Below are 18,940 nucleotides of genomic sequence, written 5' to 3'. Positions count from 1 at the left end.
ATGAGATGAGTGTTCGAGTGAAAATTTGCGGGATCACTCGCGTCGAAGATGCCGACGCCGCGATCGCCGCCGGCGCCGACATGCTCGGGCTCAATTTTTTTGCGCCGAGTCCGCGTTATCTCGCGCTCGATTGCGCGCGCGTGGTGCGCGACGCGATCGGCGCGCGGGCTGGCGTGATCGGCGTGTTCGTCAATGCCGATCGCACGTATATCGAGGAGTATCGCCGCGCGCTCAGCCTCGATCTGCTGCAATTCTCCGGCGATGAGGACGACGCGATGCTGCGCGGATGGCCGATTCCGGTGATCGCGACGCGCCGTATCGCGGCGGGAGCGCAGGTTGCGCCGAGTGCGAGCGATTTTGTGCTGCTCGACGTGTTCGACACGAAACTGTACGGCGGCACCGGCCGTCGAATTCCGTTGGACGATTTGCGCGCTCTCGATTTGAGCCGAACGTTCGTCGCCGGCGGCCTCACGCCCGACAATGTCGGCGAAGTCGCGGCGCTGAATCCGTATGCGGTGGACTGCGCGAGCGGCGTCGAGTCGTCGCCAGGAGTCAAGGATCACGACAAAATCAGGAGCTTCGTTATCAATGCAAAACGTGCCCGATAGCCGCGGCCATTTCGGCCAGTTCGGCGGTAAATACGTCGCGGAGACGCTGATGCCCGCGCTGTTCGAACTCGAAAGTGCGTACAAGCAGGCGCGGCGCGATCCGAAATTTCGCGACGAGCTGGAAAAGCGTTCGCGCGATTTCGTCGGCCGGCCAACGCCGCTTTATCTCGCGGCGAATCTGACCGCGCGGCTCGGCGGCGCGAAGATCTATCTGAAGCGCGAGGACCTTTGCCACACCGGCGCGCACAAGGTGAACAATACGCTCGGCCAGGCGCTGCTCGCGGTGCGCATGAACAAGGAGCGCATCAGCGCCGAGACCGGCGCGGGCCAGCATGGAGTTGCGACGGCGACGATGGCGGCGCTTTTTCAGCGCGAATGCGAAGTGTTCATGGGTGCGGTGGACGTCGAGCGGCAATCGCTCAACGTCTTTCGGATGAAGCTGCTCGGCGCGAAAGTCACGCCGGTCGATAGCGGCAGCAAAAGCCTGAAGGACGCGATGAACGAGGCGATCCGCGATTGGATCGCGACCGTGCGCACCACTTATTATTTGATCGGCACGACGGCTGGGCCGCATCCGTATCCGATGATCGTGCGCGATTTTCAATCGGTGATCGGACGCGAAGCGCGCCGCCAGATTCTGAAAGAGGAGGGGCGACTGCCCGATATCCTCGTCGCGTGCGTCAATGGCGGCTCGAATGCGATCGGGCTCTTTTATCCGTTTATCAAGGACAAAGGCGTGCGCATGATTGGCGTCGAAGCGGCCGGCCTCGGGCTCAGCGGACCTCATCATGCGGCGACGATCACTGCCGGCAGCGTCGGTATCCTGCACGGCAACAAGACTTATCTGCTGCAGGACGAACTCGGCCAGGTGCGCGAAACCCATTCGATCGCGGCGGGCCTCGATTATCCCGGCGTCGGGCCGGAGCATTCGTGGCTGAAAGATGTCGGCCGCGCGGAGTACACTTCGGTCACCGACGCCGAAGCGCTGGAGGCGTTGAAGACATTGTCGGAGATCGAGGGAATAATCCCGGCGCTCGAAAGTTCGCACGCGGTCGCGCACGCGATCAAGCTCGCGCCTACGCTCCCGCGCGAGCAGGTGATGATCGTGAATCTGTCGGGGCGCGGCGACAAAGACATGCAAACAGTCGCGAAAGCATTCGGCGTGAGTTTGTGATGGCGGCGGCGAATCGTATCAAGAAAAAATTCGCGGAGCTCAAAGCGCGCGGCGAGGCGGCGCTGATTCCGTTTATCGTCGCGGGCGATCCCGATCTCGACACTACTCGCAGGCTGGTGCTCGAACTCGATGCGCGCGGCGCCGATATGATCGAACTCGGCGTGCCATTTTCCGATCCGATGGCCGACGGTCCTGCGAACCAGCGCTCGCTCGCGCGCGGCTTGGGCGCGGGCGCGTCGCTGGCGGCGATCCTCTCGATGGTGAGCGAGTTGCGCGCGCATACGCAGATTCCGCTGATTCTATTCGGCTACTACAACCCGATTTTTCACTACGGATGCCAGCGCCTTTGCGCCGACGCGGCCCGCGCCGGAATCGACGGGATGCTATGCGTGGATCTGCCGCCCGAAGAAGCCGATGAGCTCAAGCGGCCCGCGCGCGCCAACGGTATCGACATCATTTTTCTGCTCGCGCCGACTACGCCGATCGAGCGGAGCCGCAAAATCGCGCGCTCTGCCAGCGGCTTTCTCTACTACGTCGCAGTGACGGGCGTGACCGGCGCGCGCGCCGAGCTCGATACCAACCTTGCGTCGCACATGCGCGAGTTGCGTTCCGTTACCGATCTGCCGCTCGGCGTGGGCTTTGGAATTTCGACGCCGGCGCAAGCTGCCGAAGTCGCGAAGCTGGCCGACGCGGTGGTAGTCGGCAGCGCGATTTCGCTGCTGATTGAAAAGCACGCCGTGACAGGCGACGTGCTTGAGGCGGTCGGCGGGCTGGTCGGCGCGATGAAAACTGCGATGAACGCGGCGCGACGCGCCGATCCGATCGCAAACGCGGGAGATGCCAATGGCTGAAGGCGAACAAGTCGATCGCAGCGCGCATACTGCTTCCCATACAGCTACCGACGACATCTGGTCGAAGTGCCCGTCCTGCAATGCGATCGCGTTCCGCAAAGAAGTCGAGCGCAATCTCAACGTATGCCACAAATGCGGGCATCATTTTCGCCTCACCGTGGCGCAGCGGCTCTCGGTCACCGTTGATCGCGGCAGTTGGCGCGAAATCCTCGCCGAACTTGCGATCGGCGATCCGCTCGGCTTTGTCGATTCGAAGCCCTATCCAACACGGATGGAGCAGGCGCGCGAGAAGAGCGGCCGCAACGACGCGGTTGTGGTCGGAATCGGCAAGATCGAGAACCGGCCGGTCGCGGTCGGCGTGATGGATTTCGAATTCATGGGCGGCAGCATGGGAATCGTGGTGGGCGAGAAACTCGCGCGGCTGTTCGATCTCGCGTGCGATCGCAAGTTGCCGGCGATCGTGTTTGCGGCGTCGGGCGGGGCGCGGATGCAGGAGGGCGCGCTTTCGCTGATGCAGATGGCGAAGGTGTCGGCCGCGATTGCGCGGTTCCGCGATGCGCGCCTGCCGTACATCTCGGTGCTATGCGATCCGACCACGGGCGGCGTTGCGGCGTCGTTCGCGGTGCTCGGCGATCTGAATATCTCGGAGCCGGGAGCGCTGATCGGTTTCGCGGGCCGGCGGGTGATCGAGCAGACGACGAATCAGCAGCTACCCGACGATTTTCAGCGCTCGGAATTTCTGCTCGCGCACGGGATGCTCGACGCGATCGTCCCGCGTCATCAGATGCGCTTCACGCTCGCGCGCCTCCTCGCGATGCTAACCCGCCCCCGCGCCAATCGCGGAACCGGAGCTGTTCGGCACCGTAAGAAGTAAATCCGCGCGGGGGAGGCTTTCGCCGAAAAGTGTTCGTCGCTAAACTCGGGCAATCGGGATGGACCAGCTAAGCAAAACCATCGATTGGTTGTTCTCGCTCGAGGCGCGCGGCGAGATTTATAAACTCGAGCGGATGGACGCGGCGCTTGACCTGATCGGCAATCCGCATCGCAAGCTCCGCGCGGTGCATATTGCCGGCACCAAGGGCAAGGGCAGTGTCGCCGCGATACTCGATAGCTGTCTCCGCGCTGCAGGCTATCGTACCGGCCTCTACACCAAGCCGCATCTGGTGCGGCTTTCCGAGCGCACGCGAATCGCCGGCGCCGAAATCCCTGCGGCGCAGCTGCTCGATTATATCGAACGCCTGCGCGCGATTTACGAGCGGGCCGGCCTAGCGCTCACCTTCTTCGAGTTCACCGTCGCGATGATGTTGCTCTACTTCGCCGACGCGGGCGTCGATGTCGCCGTGATCGAAACCGGACTCGGCGGACGCCTCGACTCGACCAACGTGGTGACGCCGATTTTGAGCGTGATCACGCCGATCGGTTTCGATCACATTGAGTATTTGGGCCATACGATTGGCGCGATTGCGGGCGAGAAGGGCGGCATCATCAAGGACGACGTGCCGGTGGTGATTGGCGCGCGCGAGCCCGACGCGCGGCTGGTGCTGACCTCGATCGCGGCGAATCGCCATAGCGCGGTGCGATTGATCGAGCGCGATTTTTCGTATCGATCGCAATCGCCGGCGCATCGCTTTGACTACCACGGACTCGGCCTCGACTTGTTCGATCTCGAAATCGGTTTGGCGGGTCCATTCCAGCATGAGAATGGCGCGATCGCGGTTGCGGCGCTGGAAGCGCTTCGTGCGCAGGGCTGGAACATTGACGAGGATTCGATTCGCCGCGGACTGAGGGACATCTACTGGCCCGGCCGCTTCGATATCGTTTCGCGGAATCCCACCGTCATTCTGGATTGCGCGCACAATGAGATGAGTATCGCGGCCCTGCTCGAGACGATGACCGCGGAATTTGGTGCCGTGAAGCCGCGGCTGATTTTCGGATGCCTCTCCGACAAGGATTGGCCGAAGATGGCCGCGATGCTGGGGCCGCGCGTGCGCGACGTGACGCTGACGAAGGTGAAGCCGAAGCGCCCGCTCGAGCCCGAGAATCTGCTGCCGTATTTTTCCGCGCACGCGCCGGCGCGAGTCGAGCGCGAGCCGATGGCTGCGGTGGAGCGCGTGATGTCCGAAATCCGCGCGGATGACGTGGTGCTGATTACCGGTTCGGTGTATCTTATCGGCGAAGTATATCCGTACTTTTTGGCGCGCGACGGCCGCAAAGGTTTGTTTCCTGAAGCCGACGTTTAAAATCCGTGTTCTGGCGGCGCTATGGACTGCGATCCTGATCTCGTCGGGAATCGCGAGCGCCGCGGGCAAGCAGCACTCCGCAGGAATCCCTCAAACCGTCCGCGCGCAGCACGAAGAGCCGATCAATATCACTGGCCGCGAGACGATCTACGATTCGAAGACCGATACTTTCATCGTCAAGGGCGACGCCGTGATGACGCAGGGCGGCAGCGTGCTGAAGGCCGACGAAATCGACGTGGTGCGGCGGGATCGGCAGGCGAAAGCAATCGGGCATGTGCATCTGATCGATCCGGAGGTCGAGATTTGGGCGACCGAAGCGCATATCGATATCAACAAAGAGACGTTGGTGATGTACGACGCCAAGGTGCTCGCGAAGCACGACACCTATCATCTTGAAGGCCAAAAGATCGCCAAGCTCCAGGGCCAAAATTATCAGGTAACCAAGGGTTTTTTTACTACCTGCGGATGTTCGAAAGGCACGCCGGACTGGTCGATCACGGCCGATCAGATGGACGTCAACGTCGGCACGTCGGGCATTGCCAAGGGCGGCAAATTCAACGTGCTGGGGCATCCGCTGGTGTCGCTGCCGTTTGCAAAATTTCCGGCGGACTCGTCGCGCCACAGCGGTTTTTTGAGTGGGCGCGAGGGGCAATCGAATATCCGCGGATTCCAATGGCTGCAGCCGTACTATCTCGCGATTAACAAAAGTTCCGACGCGACGGCCGCGCTCGATATCGAAACGTCGCAGCGAATCGGCGGGCTTGCGGAATATCGGCTGAGCAACGGCAAGGACGACTATCTCTGGGTCGATGGCGCGTTTTACGACGAATCGATCCGCACCAACGGCAATCGAATCGAAGATACCGTCGATAACGAAATTGCCGATCCGCATATCCCGGTGAACCGCTACGGGATAATCGGGATGACGCGGCAGCATCTGACCGACAGCCTGACCGCCTATGCGGATACGATTTCCGTCAGCGACAGCCTCTACCTGCGCGAGATGAACGTGTGGACGCTGTCGCGCGGCTTCGGCACGAATTTCGGCTCGCTGCGCAATGCGCAATCGCATTTTGGATTGATCCAGGAATTCGAAAATGTGTTCGTCAAGTTTGGTGGCACGTGGAATCAGGATTTGATTCAACCGCAGGAATTTGCGCTGCAACGACTGCCGCAGTTGGATATCACGGGCCGCCAGGAATTGTTCAACCATCTGATGTTCGCCGACTTCGACGCGCAGGCGGTTAATTTCTATCGCTACAAAGGCGTCGATGGACTCCGCCTCAGCGCGAATCCGCGAGTGACGCTACCGTGGCGTTTCGGCGACTACGTGACTGGTTACGGAACCGTCGGCAGCAAAGCCGCGCTGTACGACACGTCGGGGCACAATCCGACGATCACGCCGGTCGGCACGCCGGGTCCGTTCACATATAACAACGGCGTATCGCTCGGACCGATCGATCAGACCAGCACAAAAGGAAACGCGATCCCATACGCGAAGGCGGGAATCTCGACGGTGCTCGATCGCGTGTACGATCTCGGCGATTGGCACGGTATCGAAAAGCTGAAGCATACGATTGAGCCGTTCGCGACGTACGCCTACGTACCGCGGATCACGCAGGGCGGGTTGCCGCTGTTCGATCAGATGGATCGCCTCAACCCGCGCAGCCTGATCACGTACGGGACGACGATGCGGCTCTTCGGCAAGCTCCGCGATCAACCTGAGGAGCCCGACCAGGCGACCGACGTGACGCCGGGACAGCCGCTGACCGAGCGCGATTCGACGGTGGGGCCGTATCATCAAGCGAACGAGCCGGGCGAATCGCTGACGCCGAAGGGCGGAGCGATTTTTCGCGAGGGCACCCATTCGCAGCAACTGGCGCAACTCACGATAATGCAGGCCTACGACCTCAGCCATCAGGTGGCGATCGACGGCTCGAATATCTCCGACCTCGAGGCGATACTGAATATCTATCCGACCTCGATCGCGGCGATAAGCTCGCAGGTCGATTACAATCCGCGCAGCCACGCCGGCGTCACCTACGCGAACACCTACGTGACGATTCAGCCGCCGTGGTCGGGGCGGAATAAGCCGAACCTCTACATGGGCAAGGCGCTGCAGGGATCGTTTTTCCAGTTCGGATACAACTACTCGAGTCCGCGCGCCGCGGTTTTCGAAGGCACAACCGGCAACGGCGCGTCGCTGATGACCGGGCGGATGTACACCGACGTGTTCAATCGATTCGGATTCTACTTCGCGCCGTCGTACGACTTCGCGGCGCAGAAGATGCTCTCGACCCAGTACGGCGTACGGCTCAAATCGCCGTGCGATTGCTGGGCGGCGGATGTCGGCGTGATCGATTCGTACAATCCGAACGAAGTGCAGGTCCAGTTCCAGCTCACGCTGGGCGGTCTCGGCTCGGCGGGCCGCAGTCCTTTCGGGCGCAATCCATTTCAGACCATGGGCCTCGCAGGATCACCGACCGGAGTGCTGCCGGCGTATTAAATACCTCGCCCGCTTTTTTGCGGCAGAGGTCGCCGATACCGAACGAAGTGAGGGATCGGCGGGTGAGGGTGCAGGTCCGACGCCGGAAAGAAATCCGAGATTCTTCACCGTCGATGCCATCTCAGCACGATCTGCACCCTCACCCGCCTCATCGCTAACGCGCTTCGGCGTCCTCTCCCGCAAAAAAGCGGGCGAGGTAAAGAAAAGCGCGAGCGGCTAGAAATACAGCAGCACGATATCGGTCAGAATCCAGAGCACGACGGCGAGCATCAGCGGCCGATCGCGGAGCAGCAATCGCGCGGGGTCGCCGCCCTCATTGCGCTCGTCGATCAGGTAGAGATAGCGAAGGATTCCGAAGGCGACGAACGGCACCGTGAGGTACAGGTGCGGAGTGCCGAGCTTCGCTTCGACCTCCGCCGACGCGGTGTAGATCATGTAGCCGACCAGCGTCGCGGCCGCCACGATCGAGATCATCTGATCGATCAGCTTGACGCTGTACTGCGAGAGCGCCCCGCGATGAGCATCAGCGCCGTCGCCGAGCAGGATCAATTCGTGGCGCCGCCGCGCGAGCACCAGCAAAAGTGCGAGCACGAAAGTGATGAACGCGAGCCATGGCGACACGGTGACATCGATCGCGGCGCCGCCGGCGAACGCGCGCATCACGAAGCCGATGGCGACAACGATCACGTCGATCACCACCTGGCCCTTCGCCCACAGTGAATACGCGAACTGCAAGGCGATGTAGGCGACGGCGATCGCGAGGAAATGCGGCCCAAGCAGAATACTGAGGATCAGCGCGACAGTGCCGAGGCCGAGCGCGATCCTGCGCGCGGTCGCGACCGAGAGATCGCCGCGAGCGAGCGGACGATCGCATTTTTCGGGATTCAGGCGGTCGGCCTCGCGGTCGGCGATGTCGTTCAGGACATAGCCGGTGCTCGAGAGCGCGCAGAACGCGACGAACGCGAGCGCTGCGAGCAATGCGTCTCCGAGCACGAACAAACGCTGGCTGAAGACCAGCGCCGCCAGCACCAGCCCGTTCTTGATCCACTGATGCGGCCTCAGCAGCCGAACGATTGCCGCGGGGTTGCGGACCGCGATCTCAACCGGGAACTTCTGCGCCGCATCCACGAGGTCTTTTGTATAGCTCCGGCGAATGCAGTCGCAAGCCGGATTCGCGGGCGAGTGGAATTCAAAGGCCGGCGGGGTCTCGAAAATACCGATCGCGGCGCGCGGTTATCAGGCATTGGGCAAGTCGAATTGCGACTTTAATTCTTGGCCGATTTTCGAGTGCATCCGAACGGTGGCGCCGCGCGTAAAGGGTCTCCACTTCCATGTTGCTGCTGGGAGATAGGCGAGATCCCGCCGTGCGACGCTGAGTGTGATCGGATGGTATTCAAAAACGTGGCAGCCCAGATAGAAGCCGAAGACGCCAGCCTCCGGGCAGCTGCAGTTGGAATAGTTGCAATCTACTGTCTCGGTGAAGAAGTCTGCAGTCATAAACCAGTCGCCGATTAAAGCCTGACAAAAAGGGCACGAAGCGGCAAAGTATCGGCCACCCGACGTTTTGCTGTAGCGCTTCGATACGGGTGTTACGCGGGGATCTTGACTGCGTAGATTTTCAGCGAATAGAGCTATCGCATTGGTGTCCGAAATTTGCACCAGCGTGACGAGTTTATTGTTGATGACGTATCCTCGAATAGCTCTGATGGGAGAGTGGCATTTCCAGCATGAGATCGAGGCGACCTGAAGTTCCACATCAACCCTGCCCGAATGCGCCTCGGCCCAGAAAAACTCTCCGGTGAGCGCGCCTTTCACGAAGTCAGCCAGCGGAATCGTGGCTTCGCTTCTTTCAATCCGCACCGTCATGTTTGCCGGCTCTTTTACGTCAAGCAAAACGAGCGGGAAGTCCTTGGACGGCGGAACCGACTCGATAGACGAGCCGTTCGTTCGTAACTTTGTTAGCCAGAGACAACGGATACCGGATCGCTGATATCGCCTCTGGCGCGTCTGATATTCGTCGAGCGATTGTTCGGCAAGCTGAATCTCGAAAGCCACTTTGGCTTTGTCCCGCGTGCAGAGGACGTCCGCGATCCACGGGTTGCCATCCGGATCGCTCCCAGGCTCTTCGGTGGAAGCGTGCCATCCTGCCGCTCTTGCGGTCTCTGCAACGATGAACTTCGCCCTAAGGTGTTCAGGAGATTCGTCAGCGGTCTGGCAGGCCCCGCTGCTTTTGTGAGCAAAGAAGCGTGTGCCTAAACTGCTCAGCTTGGGGATCGCTGGGCTGGAGCAGCAGCGCATCGAAAGACTCATGCTCCGGTAGTTGGTCCTGACGGTCGACCATTCGTCATCACTCAATAGAAATGACGCCAGAAGATTGCCGTCGCGTAGACAACTAAGGGGCATGGCTGTTCAGCATCTGATCCAACCGCTCGAGTTGCCTGAGCGCCTCGGCTGGCTGGATTCGCGGCGGTCCGCGTGGTTCGTTCTTTTTCCAATTAGCTCTATGCGCCGGTCAAGTAAAGAGTAAGCGCAGGGCCGAGAAGCAGGGGTAGCAATCCGTTGAAACAGACCAACCGAGTGAAAACCCAGTCAGATAGCCGAATCAATTGAGCGACAGCCCTGATGTGCCCACACGATGCCTCCTTCGCCTTCTGCCGGGATTGACACAAAATCCTACTATGAGTAGATATGAACAATCAGCAAAGTCGGGGGAATCGCGATGAAGGTACCGTCTCCTTTTTCAAGCCATCATTTCGAACCGGCCAGAGAACATGATTCCGACGCCGTCTCGCAATTCGTCGCGGCGGGATTGATCAGTATCGCGATCCTGATCGCAGGGTCTTCGATCCCGGTTGGCGCAGCGCCAGGAACCGGTCATCGCCAGCACGTGTATTCGGTCACTGCGGCCGGGAAGGCCGGGGCAGTGCGGCCGGATCGCCACGCAGAGCAGCCGAACCAGTCGGCGCTGATCTATCCGGGAGCGATCGCGCGAGCGATGAATGCTTCGCTCGATATTGCGGCGGGCGCCGTCGAGCCGGTATGGGACGCCGCGCTCTGGATTTCACGCCAGGCGCTCGCGATCCTTGCCGATTCCGGACTCGATCCGAGCGTCGCGAACGACGGCGTGTTGCGCGGCACGCGCGGCAATCGCGCGGCCTCGGCAATCGCGGTCGCACTCATCGGGATGTTGCTGTTCGGGATGTCCGGGCCGCTCTACTATTCGTGGAAGATGTGGCGGCTCGGGCACATTCGCCGCTACCGCTAGCGTCAGCGGTGTGACTGACGCTTGACCTCGCGCCGTAATTGCGAAAACAGTACGGCTCGATGAGTACATCAGCGCAGGAAAAGACCGGACCTTCGGCAACAGTCGATCTCGCTGGACTCGGACGTTTTATCACCGAACGCAAACTCGGCGATATCAGCGCACTCCGATCCGAAAACATCTCGTTCGGCCACTCGAACGAGGTCCATCTGATTCACTTCGATAGGCATTCGTGGGCGCTAAGGCGGCCGCCGCGAGGCCCGCTGCTGCCGACTGCGCATGACGTGATGCGCGAGGCGCGCGTGCTCGAAGCGTTGCAGAACACGCCGGTGCCGGTGCCGCGCATCTATGCCGCGTGCGACGATCCGTCCTACATTGGCGCGCCTTTTTACCTGATGGAGTACGTCAAGGGCGAGGTGATTCGCGCCGATGGCAAGAACTTTGCCTCGACGCCCGAGATTCGCCGCGTCGTGAGCCGCGTCATGGTCGATCTGCTCGCCGATTTGCAAGATGTCGATTGGCGCGCGGTGGGCCTCGAAGGCTTTGGCCGTCCCGACGGCTACCTCGAGCGCCAGCTCCAGCGATGGGTCGATCAACTCGAACGCACGCTTCCGTACACGCGTCCGCTGCCGGTGATGGATCAGGTCAAGGAATGGCTGCGCGCGCACATTCCCGCGTCGCCCACGCCGACGATCGTGCACGGCGATTTCAAGCTCGACAACGTGATGTGGAATCCTGCGACGCGCAAAGTGATCGCGGTGTTCGACTGGGAGATGTCCACCATCGGCGATCCGCTGGCGGACTTCGGCTGGATGCTCTCCTACTGGCCGGATCCAACCGACACGTCGGGCGGAATCATCGCGAGCACCGCCGCCGAAGAAGGTTATCTGTCGCGGCGCGAGATGATCGATCTATACGAGCAGAGGACGGGACGCGCGATGCGCGATTTCGTTTTCTACCAGGCGTTCGCGCTGTTCAAGCTCGCGATCATCATGGAGGGCAGCTACTCGCGTTTTGTGCGCGGTCAGACCGACGATCCGCTGTTCGCGGGCCTGACCGAGCGCGTACCGGCGCTGGCCGATGCGGCGTGGGCGGTGTGCAACTCGCCGCGCGTTTAGCGCCACGATTCGCGCATCAGGACGCCGCAATCGATTCGCGTGAGGTCGGCCGCTCACGCGGTGATCGAGAGCGTCTCTTGCGATTCAGCATCAGCGGCGCGAAAATGGCGATCGGGGCATCTGTTCGCTTCTGCGCCGTTTCCTGATGGATTGTATCAAGCTGTTGGCGAGATTGTCGGCGCTCACCGCGGCGATGACGTTGGCGTCATGCGCGACGCCGCCACCGCCCGCACCCGAGCCGGCGCCGATCGTCTATATGCCGCCGAGCGAGCCGCCGCCGCCCGACGAATGGAACATTTTCCCGGATCCGACGACGGGCCAGGTCGATATCTACCACAAGGGCGATTACGTCGGCGCGGTTACCGGCAAGGAACCGGAGACCGAGGATCCGCCGATGCCGCATCCGGTGCAAAAGCAGTAGGCCGCCTCTCCACAGGCTAAAGCCTGTGCCACTATTCCTTCAGCAGATTGCGCGCGATCACGACCCGCTGAATCTGCGAGGTGCCTTCGTAAATCTGCAGCAGCTTTGCGTCGCGCATCAGCTTCTCGACGGGATACTCCTTCATGTATCCGTAGCCGCCGAAAATCTGCACCGCATCGATAGTGATCCTCATGCACGCGTCGGCGCTGAAGGCCTTGGCGTAGCTCGAGATCGCGTTGGGGCTCTGGCCCTGATCGACCAGCCACGCCGCTTTGTAGGTGAGCAGCCGCATCGCTTCGATCTCGATCGCCATGTCGGCCATCATGAACTGGATCGCCTGGAAGTTCGAAATCGGCTGGCCGAATGCGCTGCGCTGTTTCGAGTATTTGAGGCATTCGTCGAGCGCGCGCTGTGCGATTCCGATCGCGATGGCGCCGATTTCGGGCCGGCTGTGATCGAACGTCGCCATCGCATACTTGAATCCTTCGCCCTCGCGCCCGAGCAGCGAACTCGCCGGGATGCGCACGTTGTCGTAAAAAATCTCGCCGGTGTCGGCGGCGCGCTGGCCGAGCTTGCCATGCATCCGGTTGCGCGTGAGGCCGGGCACATTCGACGGAAAGACGAACGCCGAGATGCCCTTATGCTTGAGCCGTTTGTCCGAGGTCGCAAACGTAACGTACCAGTCGGCGCGCGAGCCGTTCGAGATGAAGTGCTTGTTGCCGTTGAGGACAAACTCGTCGCCCTCGCGGCGGTAAGTGGTGGTCATCGCCGCGACGTCGGAGCCCGCGGATGGCTCGGTGATCGCGAACGCGCAGAAGGTGAGTTGCTTGATCAACTGGCCGAGGTAAACCTTCTTCTGTTCAGCGTTGCCAGCGATCAGAACCGGCAGCGTCGCGAGATCGTTGGCGCCGACCGCGTTCGAGATACCGGCGCATCCGTAGTTCAGTTCCTCGACGATCAGGCTCGTGTCGAGCACGCCGAGGCCGGGCCCGCCGAGATCTTTGGGCACGCCGAAATTCATCAGGCCCGCGTCGAACGCCTTTTGGCAGATGTCCACCGGGAAGATTTCCTTCTCGTCGCATTCGCGCGCGCGCGGAATTATTTCATTCTCGGCAAACTTCCGCGCGAGGCTCTTGAGTTCGCGCTGTTCGTCGGTGAGGTCAAAACCAAGCATCGTCAGAGTCTCCGTCGGCGCCGCGCTTTGACAGCGCAGCCGTGGCAATTGGTGTTAGCCGAGCGCGAGGCGGTTGAAAAGAGCCGCAGGGCGCTCGCGCGATCTGCTTGTAAATCCGCGCGGGTGCGGATATGACGGCGATCGGATCATTTGATTCGCATCACGGGCAGCGGCGACGGCAGTCGCGCCCAATTCAGCATCCAAGGAGATAGCGATGGCAATTACGGTACTTGCAAAAATCAAGGCCAAACAGGGCAGCGAAGCTGCGGTCGAAGCGGCCTTCAAGGACATGATCGCGAAAGTGCGCGCCAACGAGCCCGGCACGCAGGCCTACGTGCTGCACAAGGTGGAAAAAGACCCGACCACGTACTGGTTCTACGAGGTTTACCAGGACCAGGCTTCGTTCGATTCGCACGGCAAGACCGAGCACATGAAGGAACTGGGCGGCAAACTGGGGGCGCATCTGGATGGCCGTCCGGAAGTGCACATCATGAACGAGATCGCGCGCAAGTAACACTTGAAATTTTCGCGACGAAGGGCGGTCATGATGGCCGCCCTTTTTCATTGCTCGTTGTAGAGCGCCTCGGGTCGGATGCCGTTTCGGTACACGAAGCTCGAAAGCACGATTCGCGGAGTGGCGGCACAGTTTATCGCGGGGGCATGCAGCATCAGCGGATGCACTAGATAGACGTCGCCGGGCTCACCGATCATCTCGACGACACGCAGCTCGATGCCATCGACATTCGCGCCGCGGTTCATGAATCGCTCGATACGATCGGCATCTTCGGCGCGCGAGCATAGCGCCTTAACCCACGGATCCGCGCGAATCAAAGCATTGCGCGGCGTCCAGGTCTCGGGATCGTCGCGGCGAACAGGATAGCGACGGCTCAAGTTGCCCCACACGCAGGCGCACATTGCTTCGGCGTCGGCAGTCGCGATCGCATTCGGCACGCGGAGAATCCCGCACCGATCGAAATCGTCGAGCTGTTGCCGGGTCAGCATATCGAGAACCGCCAGGAACACATGATACTTGCGCCGAACCTCGGCGGGAACTATCGCTCGATCAGGCCGTCGCGCGAGATGTCGAGATGGAATGCGATTTCGCGCGCAAGCTCGTCCGGCCGCGCGCGATAGTATTCGACCTCGGGCACGCAGCTCAGCGCGTCGAGCAGTTGCGGCATCGCGACACGTTCGAAGCCCAATCGCATGAAGAATTGGCCAGCCTCGGTGCTGAACAAATAAAGATGGCGCGCGCCGCGAGTGTGCGCGGCTTTGCGCGCGGCGGCTACCAGCGCGGCGCCGATTCCGCTCCGCCGCATCGATTCGATCACGTAGAGCGAGCGAATCAGCGCCGCATCGATTTGCGGCTCGACTCCGATCGCGCCGATCGCCTCGTCGCCGTAGAATGCGAGCAGGTAGCACGCCGCCGGCCATTCGATTCCAGCCGTGATCATGCCGCCGCTGTCGAGAAGCGTGCGCAGGCGCGCGATATCCCGCGTCTGCTCGATTACGAGTTCACCCTCGCGATGCTTCCTCAGCGCCATCGCATTTCAGATTGCTTTGCGCGATCCGATCACTTTTTCGGGATTGGATAGAGTTGCGTGTCGCCGTCGACGACGGTGATTGCCTTGACCGGGCATGAGCGCGCAGCCGCGACGATCGACGAATCGGCGGCGCCGGTCGGATTCACGACCTGCGATTTTCCTTCGTCGTCAAGCTGAAACACCCCGGGCGCGGTCTCGACGCAATCGCCGCTGCCGATGCATCTGGTTTTGTTCACGGTGATCGAAAGCATCGTTGCTGGAACCTCCAACCATTAATCACGGTCGAATGAAGAATAGGATTCGCCGAGGACGCGCGGCAAGCGTTGCGCGCGCTGCGCATTAAGTTCGAGATCGACTTTGAATCGCATTGCGCCGCAGCTAATACTCATCGGCGAGAGGATGAGATGGCGCAAATCGCTGGCACCGGAATCGACGTGATCGAAGTGGACCGAATCGAGCGCGCGCTCACGCGACCGCTCACCGGCGACCGCTTCCGGATGCGCGTGTACACGCCGGGCGAAGTCGAGTATTGCGAATCGCGCGGACGCCCGCGCTACCAGAGCTATGCCGCGCGCTTCGCCGCGAAGGAAGCTGCGATGAAAGCGATGGGCACTGGATGGAATCGCAACGTCGGATGGAGCGAGATCGAGGTCGTGCGCGAGCGCGGCAAGGCGCCGACGATCGTGCTGTCGGGCAAGGCGGCTGCGTTTGCGCGCCGCAAGCAGATCAGCGGCTTCCACCTGAGCATCACGCACACGGCGAAGGAAGCGATCGCGCACGTGATCGCGGAGTCGTGAAGAGCCTCGGCACCCCCTTTTGGGTGGCCGCGACCCAGTACGAATGGGTAGCCGTGGGCCTCCGTGCCCACGCGGGCTCTACACAAAAAAACACCTATGAAGACCGCGGGCACGGAGGCCCGCGGCTACCCAACCGGAGGCCCGCGGCTACCCAAACAGGCGAGCGCTGGGATTATTTCGGGGCGGGAGTGGGCTGCGTGCGCGCCTTGTAAATCGACGCCGGATTGTCGAGCTGCGAATAGTAATAATCGCTCAGCGTGTACACCGCCTTCGACGCGCCGGTGCTCAAGTAGTGCTCGATGCGCGGTTTGGGCGACTCACCCGGCAGCGGCGGACTCGAAGGCTTAATCGAGAGCATCGCGGCCTTGAGATCGCCGATTTGCTTGCCGTCCTTGCCGGTCAGCGTGATTTCGACGGCTGGATTGTCGAGGCCAAAGGGCGCTGCATTCGGCATCGGATCGGCGATGATCGACGCGCCTTTCAAACCTTTGAGTTCGCTCAGCAAACGCTCGACGACGGCGACATCGGCGGGCGAGGTTTGCCCGCCTTCGATCACATCCCATTTGCCGCCGGCCGCGCGCTTCAGGGTGAAATTGCCGTCCTTGGTCTTGATCGCAACGCTCTCGACTGCCGACGGCTCGAACTTGAGCGCGGTTTTGTCGCGTAATTCGAGAATCGATTTGTTCGCGCTGGTCATCACGTAGGCGGGGACGGCGTACACGGATGCGCGCTCGCCGCGGCGAACGTAGATACCACCCTTGCCCTGCTCGGTCTGCTTGAAGCCAAACAGCACCGATTGCTGCCCGCCGTTTTTCAGCATCGCAGTGGCCGTCAGATGTGGTTTTTCGAGGCCGTACTGCGCGACGCTCGCAGGCGCATCCGCGATAAAGTCCGCGACTCGAGCGCTCACCAGCGTATTGAGCACCTGGCGGACTACGGCTTCGTCGGCGGCATAAGCGGCGGGCTTGACGACCTTCCAGCCCGCGCCGTCGCGATCGACTTCGATCGTTTCGCCATTGTCGCGCGTCAGGATCAATTTCTGGACATCGTCCATTTTGAACGTGACCAGATCCTTGTTGCGCAGATCATTGACGGTCTTGTTCATCCCGGTCGGGAACACCGACGACGTCAGCAGCACCGCCGGACTGTTGGACATCTTGACGTAGGCATTGAAGCCGACCGGCGCATTCTTGCCGATCTCGATCGATGGCAGCGCCTTGCCGTCGAAAGTCTTCACCGTGACGACGGTGGTGGGCTTGGCGAGTGCAAAGGGTTCGAGGTTGGTCGGTTTTTCCTCGACGGTTCGCACCAGTTCAGTTTCGGAGATCGCGTGCGCGAGATTGTTGCACTGGAACTGGTCGGCGTCGCTGCCGATTGGCTTCACCAGCACCCACGGCTTGCCCTTCTCGCGCCGAATCAGGATGTCGCGATCGGCGGACTTGAGCTCGATCTCCGCCATCTGCTCGGGCTTCAGATTGATCAGCTTGCGATGCTCTTCCGGGACGGAATAGCGCGCCATGATGAACGCGTAGCCGCCGATAAGGGCGAACAGGATCAGCGCGATGATGGTGTTGCGAGGCCGCATCGAAGCAAGCGAAGTTGGCGGCGCTCAGTTGCGCCGTTCCCACCAGACGACGATTCCGGCGATCAGCAGCATCTCAGGAAGCAGCAGCACCGCGAGCGCAAAGACGATCGCGAATTGATCGGTGGTAAGACGGAAGCGCGAAGCGCGAATCGAGCGCGGCCGAATCGAGATCGAGTTCTCCTCGCCGGTCAGCCAATCGACGCTGTTGACGAAGAAATCGCGGTTGAAGAAATTGCCGACGTACTGATTGTCGCCGAAATCGGTGCTGCCGAAGATGACCATCCGCGCCGTGCCCTTGCCGAAGCCGAGCGTCTCCAGGTTGGCGTCCACCGTCTCGACCACGGCGATCGGTCCGCGCGTATCCTTCTCGTCGAGTTGCGCCTTCTGCTGTTTGAACAATACGTCGAGCGAAACTTCCGCCCATGAGGTATCGCTGGTCTTGGAAATCGGGGTGACGGTCAGGCCCGGCTTCAGGTTCGTGTCGGCGGTGAGCGAGCGCGCCATCGGGAACACGGTGCGCTGCTTGAAACCCTTGGTGATCGGATGCTCGGCGTAAGTCTGCACCAGCGGATTCAGGCCGAGCGCGGGCCCTGCGAACAGCCGCACGACCTGATCGACCACGATGTCATTGCCGACCTTGACACCCCAATCGCCGACCAGCTTAACCAGCCCCGACTCGTCGATGGACGAATCGGCGCGCTGCGGCCGGAACATCGCGATCATGCGTCCGCCGTGCTTGAGATACTCGCTCAAAGCGTCGAGTTCATGCTGGCCTAGCGGCTTGGTCGGACCGGCGGCGACGATCAGATTTACCTCGTCGGGAACTTTCGGCATCGTCGCGAGCACGATCTTGTTGACCGTGTAGCCCTCGCCTTCAAGCGCGGTCTTGATCGAGCCGAAGCCGGTCTGGCCTTCGGCGTCGTCCGGGTCCGCTTCGCCGTGCCCGTCGAGAAAATCGACGACCTTTTTCGTTTCCTTGGTCGCGCGGATGATCGCGTTGGTCAGCGCTTCTTCATTCAGCTCGGCGACGTTGGTGCCATCGCCATTCTCGCCGCCGTACTGCACGCGAGTGGTGCCCATGGTGGTGACTTTGAAACGTTCGGCAAGCTCGGGATGTCGATCGGGATCGACCATCTCGAAAGTGACCTTCGGCGAGTAGTAGGCAAACGTCTCATAGAGACTGCGCGCAGTGCCGTTGTCGCCGCCCTGGAAGAAGCCGTAAAACTTGAGCGGCTTTTTGAGCTGTTTGACCACGTTGATCGACTGACTCGAGAGGCTGAAAACTTTGGCCTCGGTCAAATCGAGCCGGGTGTGATGCAGCGTCGAGATGTAATTGATCGCGACCAGCAATCCGATGAACGCGATCGAATAGACGACTGCGTTGGCGCCGTACCGGGTTGAGCGGCGGCCGGCGATCGAGGCCAGGGCGGGACGGCTCGAGGTAAGCCAGAGGATGATCGCGAACACTCCGCCGATCAGATTGATGAAGACGAAAACGCGGAAGCCGCTCGCGATAAAATAATCGACCAGCCCGAAAGCGAGCAGTACCAGTCCGAGAATTCCGTACAGCGCCGACGATCTCCGCATCCAGATTTCCCGCTAACGCCAGCGCGCCGACTCGACCGAGCGTTGGGTCAAGAACAGCGCGACGAAGATGAGA

At 61.2% G+C, this 18,940-nt stretch carries 19 protein-coding genes; 11 read left to right on the top strand and 8 right to left on the bottom strand.

The window, feature by feature from the left end:
* The first annotated feature begins 5 nt into the window (after positions 1-5).
* The 6 genes from Q7S58_RS13155 to Q7S58_RS13130 are packed head-to-tail and all read left to right on the top strand — an operon-like array spanning position 6 to position 7,379.
* Complete coding sequence (locus Q7S58_RS13155) at positions 6-608, top strand: phosphoribosylanthranilate isomerase (RefSeq protein ID WP_304826241.1); 603 nt, start codon at positions 6-8, stop codon at positions 606-608.
* On the top strand, positions 589-1,782 hold the full coding sequence (gene trpB, locus Q7S58_RS13150; protein ID WP_304826238.1) for a tryptophan synthase subunit beta: 1,194 nt from the start codon (positions 589-591) through the stop codon (positions 1,780-1,782). The genes Q7S58_RS13155 and trpB overlap by 20 nt, the downstream gene beginning before the upstream one ends.
* On the top strand, positions 1,782-2,633 hold the full coding sequence (gene trpA / locus Q7S58_RS13145) for a tryptophan synthase subunit alpha (RefSeq protein WP_304826234.1): 852 nt from the start codon (positions 1,782-1,784) through the stop codon (positions 2,631-2,633). Before trpB ends, trpA begins: the two co-directional genes overlap by 1 nt.
* Positions 2,626-3,507 (top strand): acetyl-CoA carboxylase, carboxyltransferase subunit beta, encoded by an 882-nt coding sequence (accD, locus tag Q7S58_RS13140; RefSeq protein ID WP_304826230.1) that lies wholly within the window; start codon positions 2,626-2,628, stop codon positions 3,505-3,507. The genes trpA and accD overlap by 8 nt, the downstream gene beginning before the upstream one ends.
* Before the next feature lie 58 nt (positions 3,508-3,565).
* A complete protein-coding gene (locus Q7S58_RS13135; RefSeq protein WP_304826227.1) occupies positions 3,566-4,873 on the top strand; it encodes a folylpolyglutamate synthase/dihydrofolate synthase family protein in 1,308 nt (435 codons plus the stop codon).
* The gene (locus Q7S58_RS13130) at positions 4,797-7,379 is read left to right on the top strand and encodes an LPS-assembly protein LptD (protein ID WP_370655515.1); all 2,583 of its coding nucleotides are present in this window, start codon (positions 4,797-4,799) and stop codon (positions 7,377-7,379) included. Before Q7S58_RS13135 ends, Q7S58_RS13130 begins: the two co-directional genes overlap by 77 nt.
* A 216-nt stretch (positions 7,380-7,595) precedes the next feature.
* On the opposite strand, the gene Q7S58_RS13125 is transcribed toward Q7S58_RS13130, so the two are convergent.
* The gene (locus Q7S58_RS13125; protein WP_304826224.1) at positions 7,596-8,507 is read right to left on the bottom strand and encodes a decaprenyl-phosphate phosphoribosyltransferase; all 912 of its coding nucleotides are present in this window, start codon (positions 8,505-8,507) and stop codon (positions 7,596-7,598) included.
* Between the two features lie 108 nt (positions 8,508-8,615).
* On the bottom strand, positions 8,616-9,734 hold the full coding sequence (locus tag Q7S58_RS13120; RefSeq protein ID WP_304826221.1) for a competence protein CoiA: 1,119 nt from the start codon (positions 9,732-9,734) through the stop codon (positions 8,616-8,618).
* A 364-nt stretch (positions 9,735-10,098) separates the two neighbouring features.
* Here Q7S58_RS13120 and Q7S58_RS13115 point away from each other — a divergent pair, with 364 nt between their 5' ends.
* The 3 genes from Q7S58_RS13115 to Q7S58_RS13105 all read left to right on the top strand — a co-directional run bounded on the left by Q7S58_RS13115 (position 10,099) and on the right by Q7S58_RS13105 (position 12,180).
* On the top strand, positions 10,099-10,644 hold the full coding sequence (locus Q7S58_RS13115) for a hypothetical protein (RefSeq protein WP_304826218.1): 546 nt from the start codon (positions 10,099-10,101) through the stop codon (positions 10,642-10,644).
* A 59-nt stretch (positions 10,645-10,703) separates the two neighbouring features.
* A complete protein-coding gene (locus Q7S58_RS13110; RefSeq protein WP_304826215.1) occupies positions 10,704-11,759 on the top strand; it encodes a phosphotransferase family protein in 1,056 nt (351 codons plus the stop codon).
* A 145-nt stretch (positions 11,760-11,904) separates the two neighbouring features.
* The gene (locus Q7S58_RS13105) at positions 11,905-12,180 is read left to right on the top strand and encodes a hypothetical protein (protein WP_304826212.1); all 276 of its coding nucleotides are present in this window, start codon (positions 11,905-11,907) and stop codon (positions 12,178-12,180) included.
* A 31-nt stretch (positions 12,181-12,211) separates the two neighbouring features.
* Here the strand turns inward: Q7S58_RS13105 and Q7S58_RS13100 are convergent, their stop codons facing one another.
* Positions 12,212-13,354, bottom strand: a complete 1,143-nt coding sequence (locus Q7S58_RS13100; RefSeq protein WP_304826209.1) for an acyl-CoA dehydrogenase family protein — start codon at positions 13,352-13,354, stop codon at positions 12,212-12,214.
* Between the two features lie 214 nt (positions 13,355-13,568).
* Between Q7S58_RS13100 and Q7S58_RS13095 the strand changes: the two genes are divergently transcribed.
* Positions 13,569-13,868: a putative quinol monooxygenase gene (locus tag Q7S58_RS13095; RefSeq protein ID WP_304826206.1), complete on the top strand. Its 300-nt coding sequence runs from the start codon at positions 13,569-13,571 to the stop codon at positions 13,866-13,868.
* A gap of 47 nt (positions 13,869-13,915) precedes the next feature.
* Here the strand turns inward: Q7S58_RS13095 and Q7S58_RS13090 are convergent, their stop codons facing one another.
* From Q7S58_RS13090 to Q7S58_RS13080, 3 genes are read right to left on the bottom strand one after another with little or no spacing between them, the layout of a single operon-like run.
* A complete protein-coding gene (locus Q7S58_RS13090; RefSeq protein WP_304826203.1) occupies positions 13,916-14,356 on the bottom strand; it encodes a hypothetical protein in 441 nt (146 codons plus the stop codon).
* Positions 14,357-14,406: 50 nt separating this feature from the next.
* Positions 14,407-14,898, bottom strand: coding sequence for a GNAT family N-acetyltransferase (locus Q7S58_RS13085; protein ID WP_304826199.1), 492 nt, complete (start codon positions 14,896-14,898; stop codon positions 14,407-14,409).
* 29 nt (positions 14,899-14,927) lie between these two features.
* Positions 14,928-15,149, bottom strand: a complete 222-nt coding sequence (locus Q7S58_RS13080) for a ferredoxin (RefSeq protein WP_304826196.1) — start codon at positions 15,147-15,149, stop codon at positions 14,928-14,930.
* A gap of 153 nt (positions 15,150-15,302) precedes the next feature.
* Here Q7S58_RS13080 and acpS point away from each other — a divergent pair, with 153 nt between their 5' ends.
* On the top strand, positions 15,303-15,695 hold the full coding sequence (acpS, locus tag Q7S58_RS13075) for a holo-ACP synthase (RefSeq protein ID WP_304826193.1): 393 nt from the start codon (positions 15,303-15,305) through the stop codon (positions 15,693-15,695).
* 172 nt (positions 15,696-15,867) lie between these two features.
* On the opposite strand, the gene Q7S58_RS13070 is transcribed toward acpS, so the two are convergent.
* Positions 15,868-17,280, bottom strand: coding sequence for a DUF4340 domain-containing protein (locus Q7S58_RS13070; protein WP_304826190.1), 1,413 nt, complete (start codon positions 17,278-17,280; stop codon positions 15,868-15,870).
* Positions 17,281-17,304: 24 nt separating this feature from the next.
* Positions 17,305-18,867, bottom strand: a complete 1,563-nt coding sequence (locus Q7S58_RS13065) for a GldG family protein (RefSeq protein ID WP_304826186.1) — start codon at positions 18,865-18,867, stop codon at positions 17,305-17,307.
* Positions 18,868-18,940 lie beyond the last annotated feature (73 nt).

It is taken from the genome of Candidatus Binatus sp. (genome assembly GCF_030646925.1).
GTDB lineage: Bacteria > Desulfobacterota > Binatia > Binatales > Binataceae > Binatus.
This window is presented reverse-complemented; position numbering and strand designations above follow the sequence as displayed.

Bases quoted from the DNA above. Each gene is read 5' to 3' on its own strand.
- Q7S58_RS13155 (WP_304826241.1), top strand. From the start codon at position 6: ATGAGTGTTCGAGTGAAAATTTGCGGGATCACTCGCGTCGAAGATGCC.
- trpB (WP_304826238.1), top strand. From the start codon at position 589: ATGCAAAACGTGCCCGATAGCCGCGGCCATTTCGGCCAGTTCGGCGGT.
- trpA (WP_304826234.1), top strand. From the start codon at position 1,782: ATGGCGGCGGCGAATCGTATCAAGAAAAAATTCGCGGAGCTCAAAGCG.
- accD (WP_304826230.1), top strand. From the start codon at position 2,626: ATGGCTGAAGGCGAACAAGTCGATCGCAGCGCGCATACTGCTTCCCAT.
- Q7S58_RS13135 (WP_304826227.1), top strand. From the start codon at position 3,566: ATGGACCAGCTAAGCAAAACCATCGATTGGTTGTTCTCGCTCGAGGCG.
- Q7S58_RS13115 (WP_304826218.1), top strand. From the start codon at position 10,099: ATGAAGGTACCGTCTCCTTTTTCAAGCCATCATTTCGAACCGGCCAGA.
- Q7S58_RS13110 (WP_304826215.1), top strand. From the start codon at position 10,704: ATGAGTACATCAGCGCAGGAAAAGACCGGACCTTCGGCAACAGTCGAT.
- Q7S58_RS13105 (WP_304826212.1), top strand. From the start codon at position 11,905: ATGGATTGTATCAAGCTGTTGGCGAGATTGTCGGCGCTCACCGCGGCG.
- Q7S58_RS13100 (WP_304826209.1), bottom strand. From the start codon at position 13,354: ATGCTTGGTTTTGACCTCACCGACGAACAGCGCGAACTCAAGAGCCTC.
- Q7S58_RS13095 (WP_304826206.1), top strand. From the start codon at position 13,569: ATGGCAATTACGGTACTTGCAAAAATCAAGGCCAAACAGGGCAGCGAA.
- Q7S58_RS13090 (WP_304826203.1), bottom strand. From the start codon at position 14,356: ATGCTGACCCGGCAACAGCTCGACGATTTCGATCGGTGCGGGATTCTC.
- Q7S58_RS13085 (WP_304826199.1), bottom strand. From the start codon at position 14,898: ATGGCGCTGAGGAAGCATCGCGAGGGTGAACTCGTAATCGAGCAGACG.
- Q7S58_RS13080 (WP_304826196.1), bottom strand. From the start codon at position 15,149: ATGCTTTCGATCACCGTGAACAAAACCAGATGCATCGGCAGCGGCGAT.
- acpS (WP_304826193.1), top strand. From the start codon at position 15,303: ATGGCGCAAATCGCTGGCACCGGAATCGACGTGATCGAAGTGGACCGA.
- Q7S58_RS13070 (WP_304826190.1), bottom strand. From the start codon at position 17,280: ATGCGGCCTCGCAACACCATCATCGCGCTGATCCTGTTCGCCCTTATC.
- Q7S58_RS13065 (WP_304826186.1), bottom strand. From the start codon at position 18,867: ATGCGGAGATCGTCGGCGCTGTACGGAATTCTCGGACTGGTACTGCTC.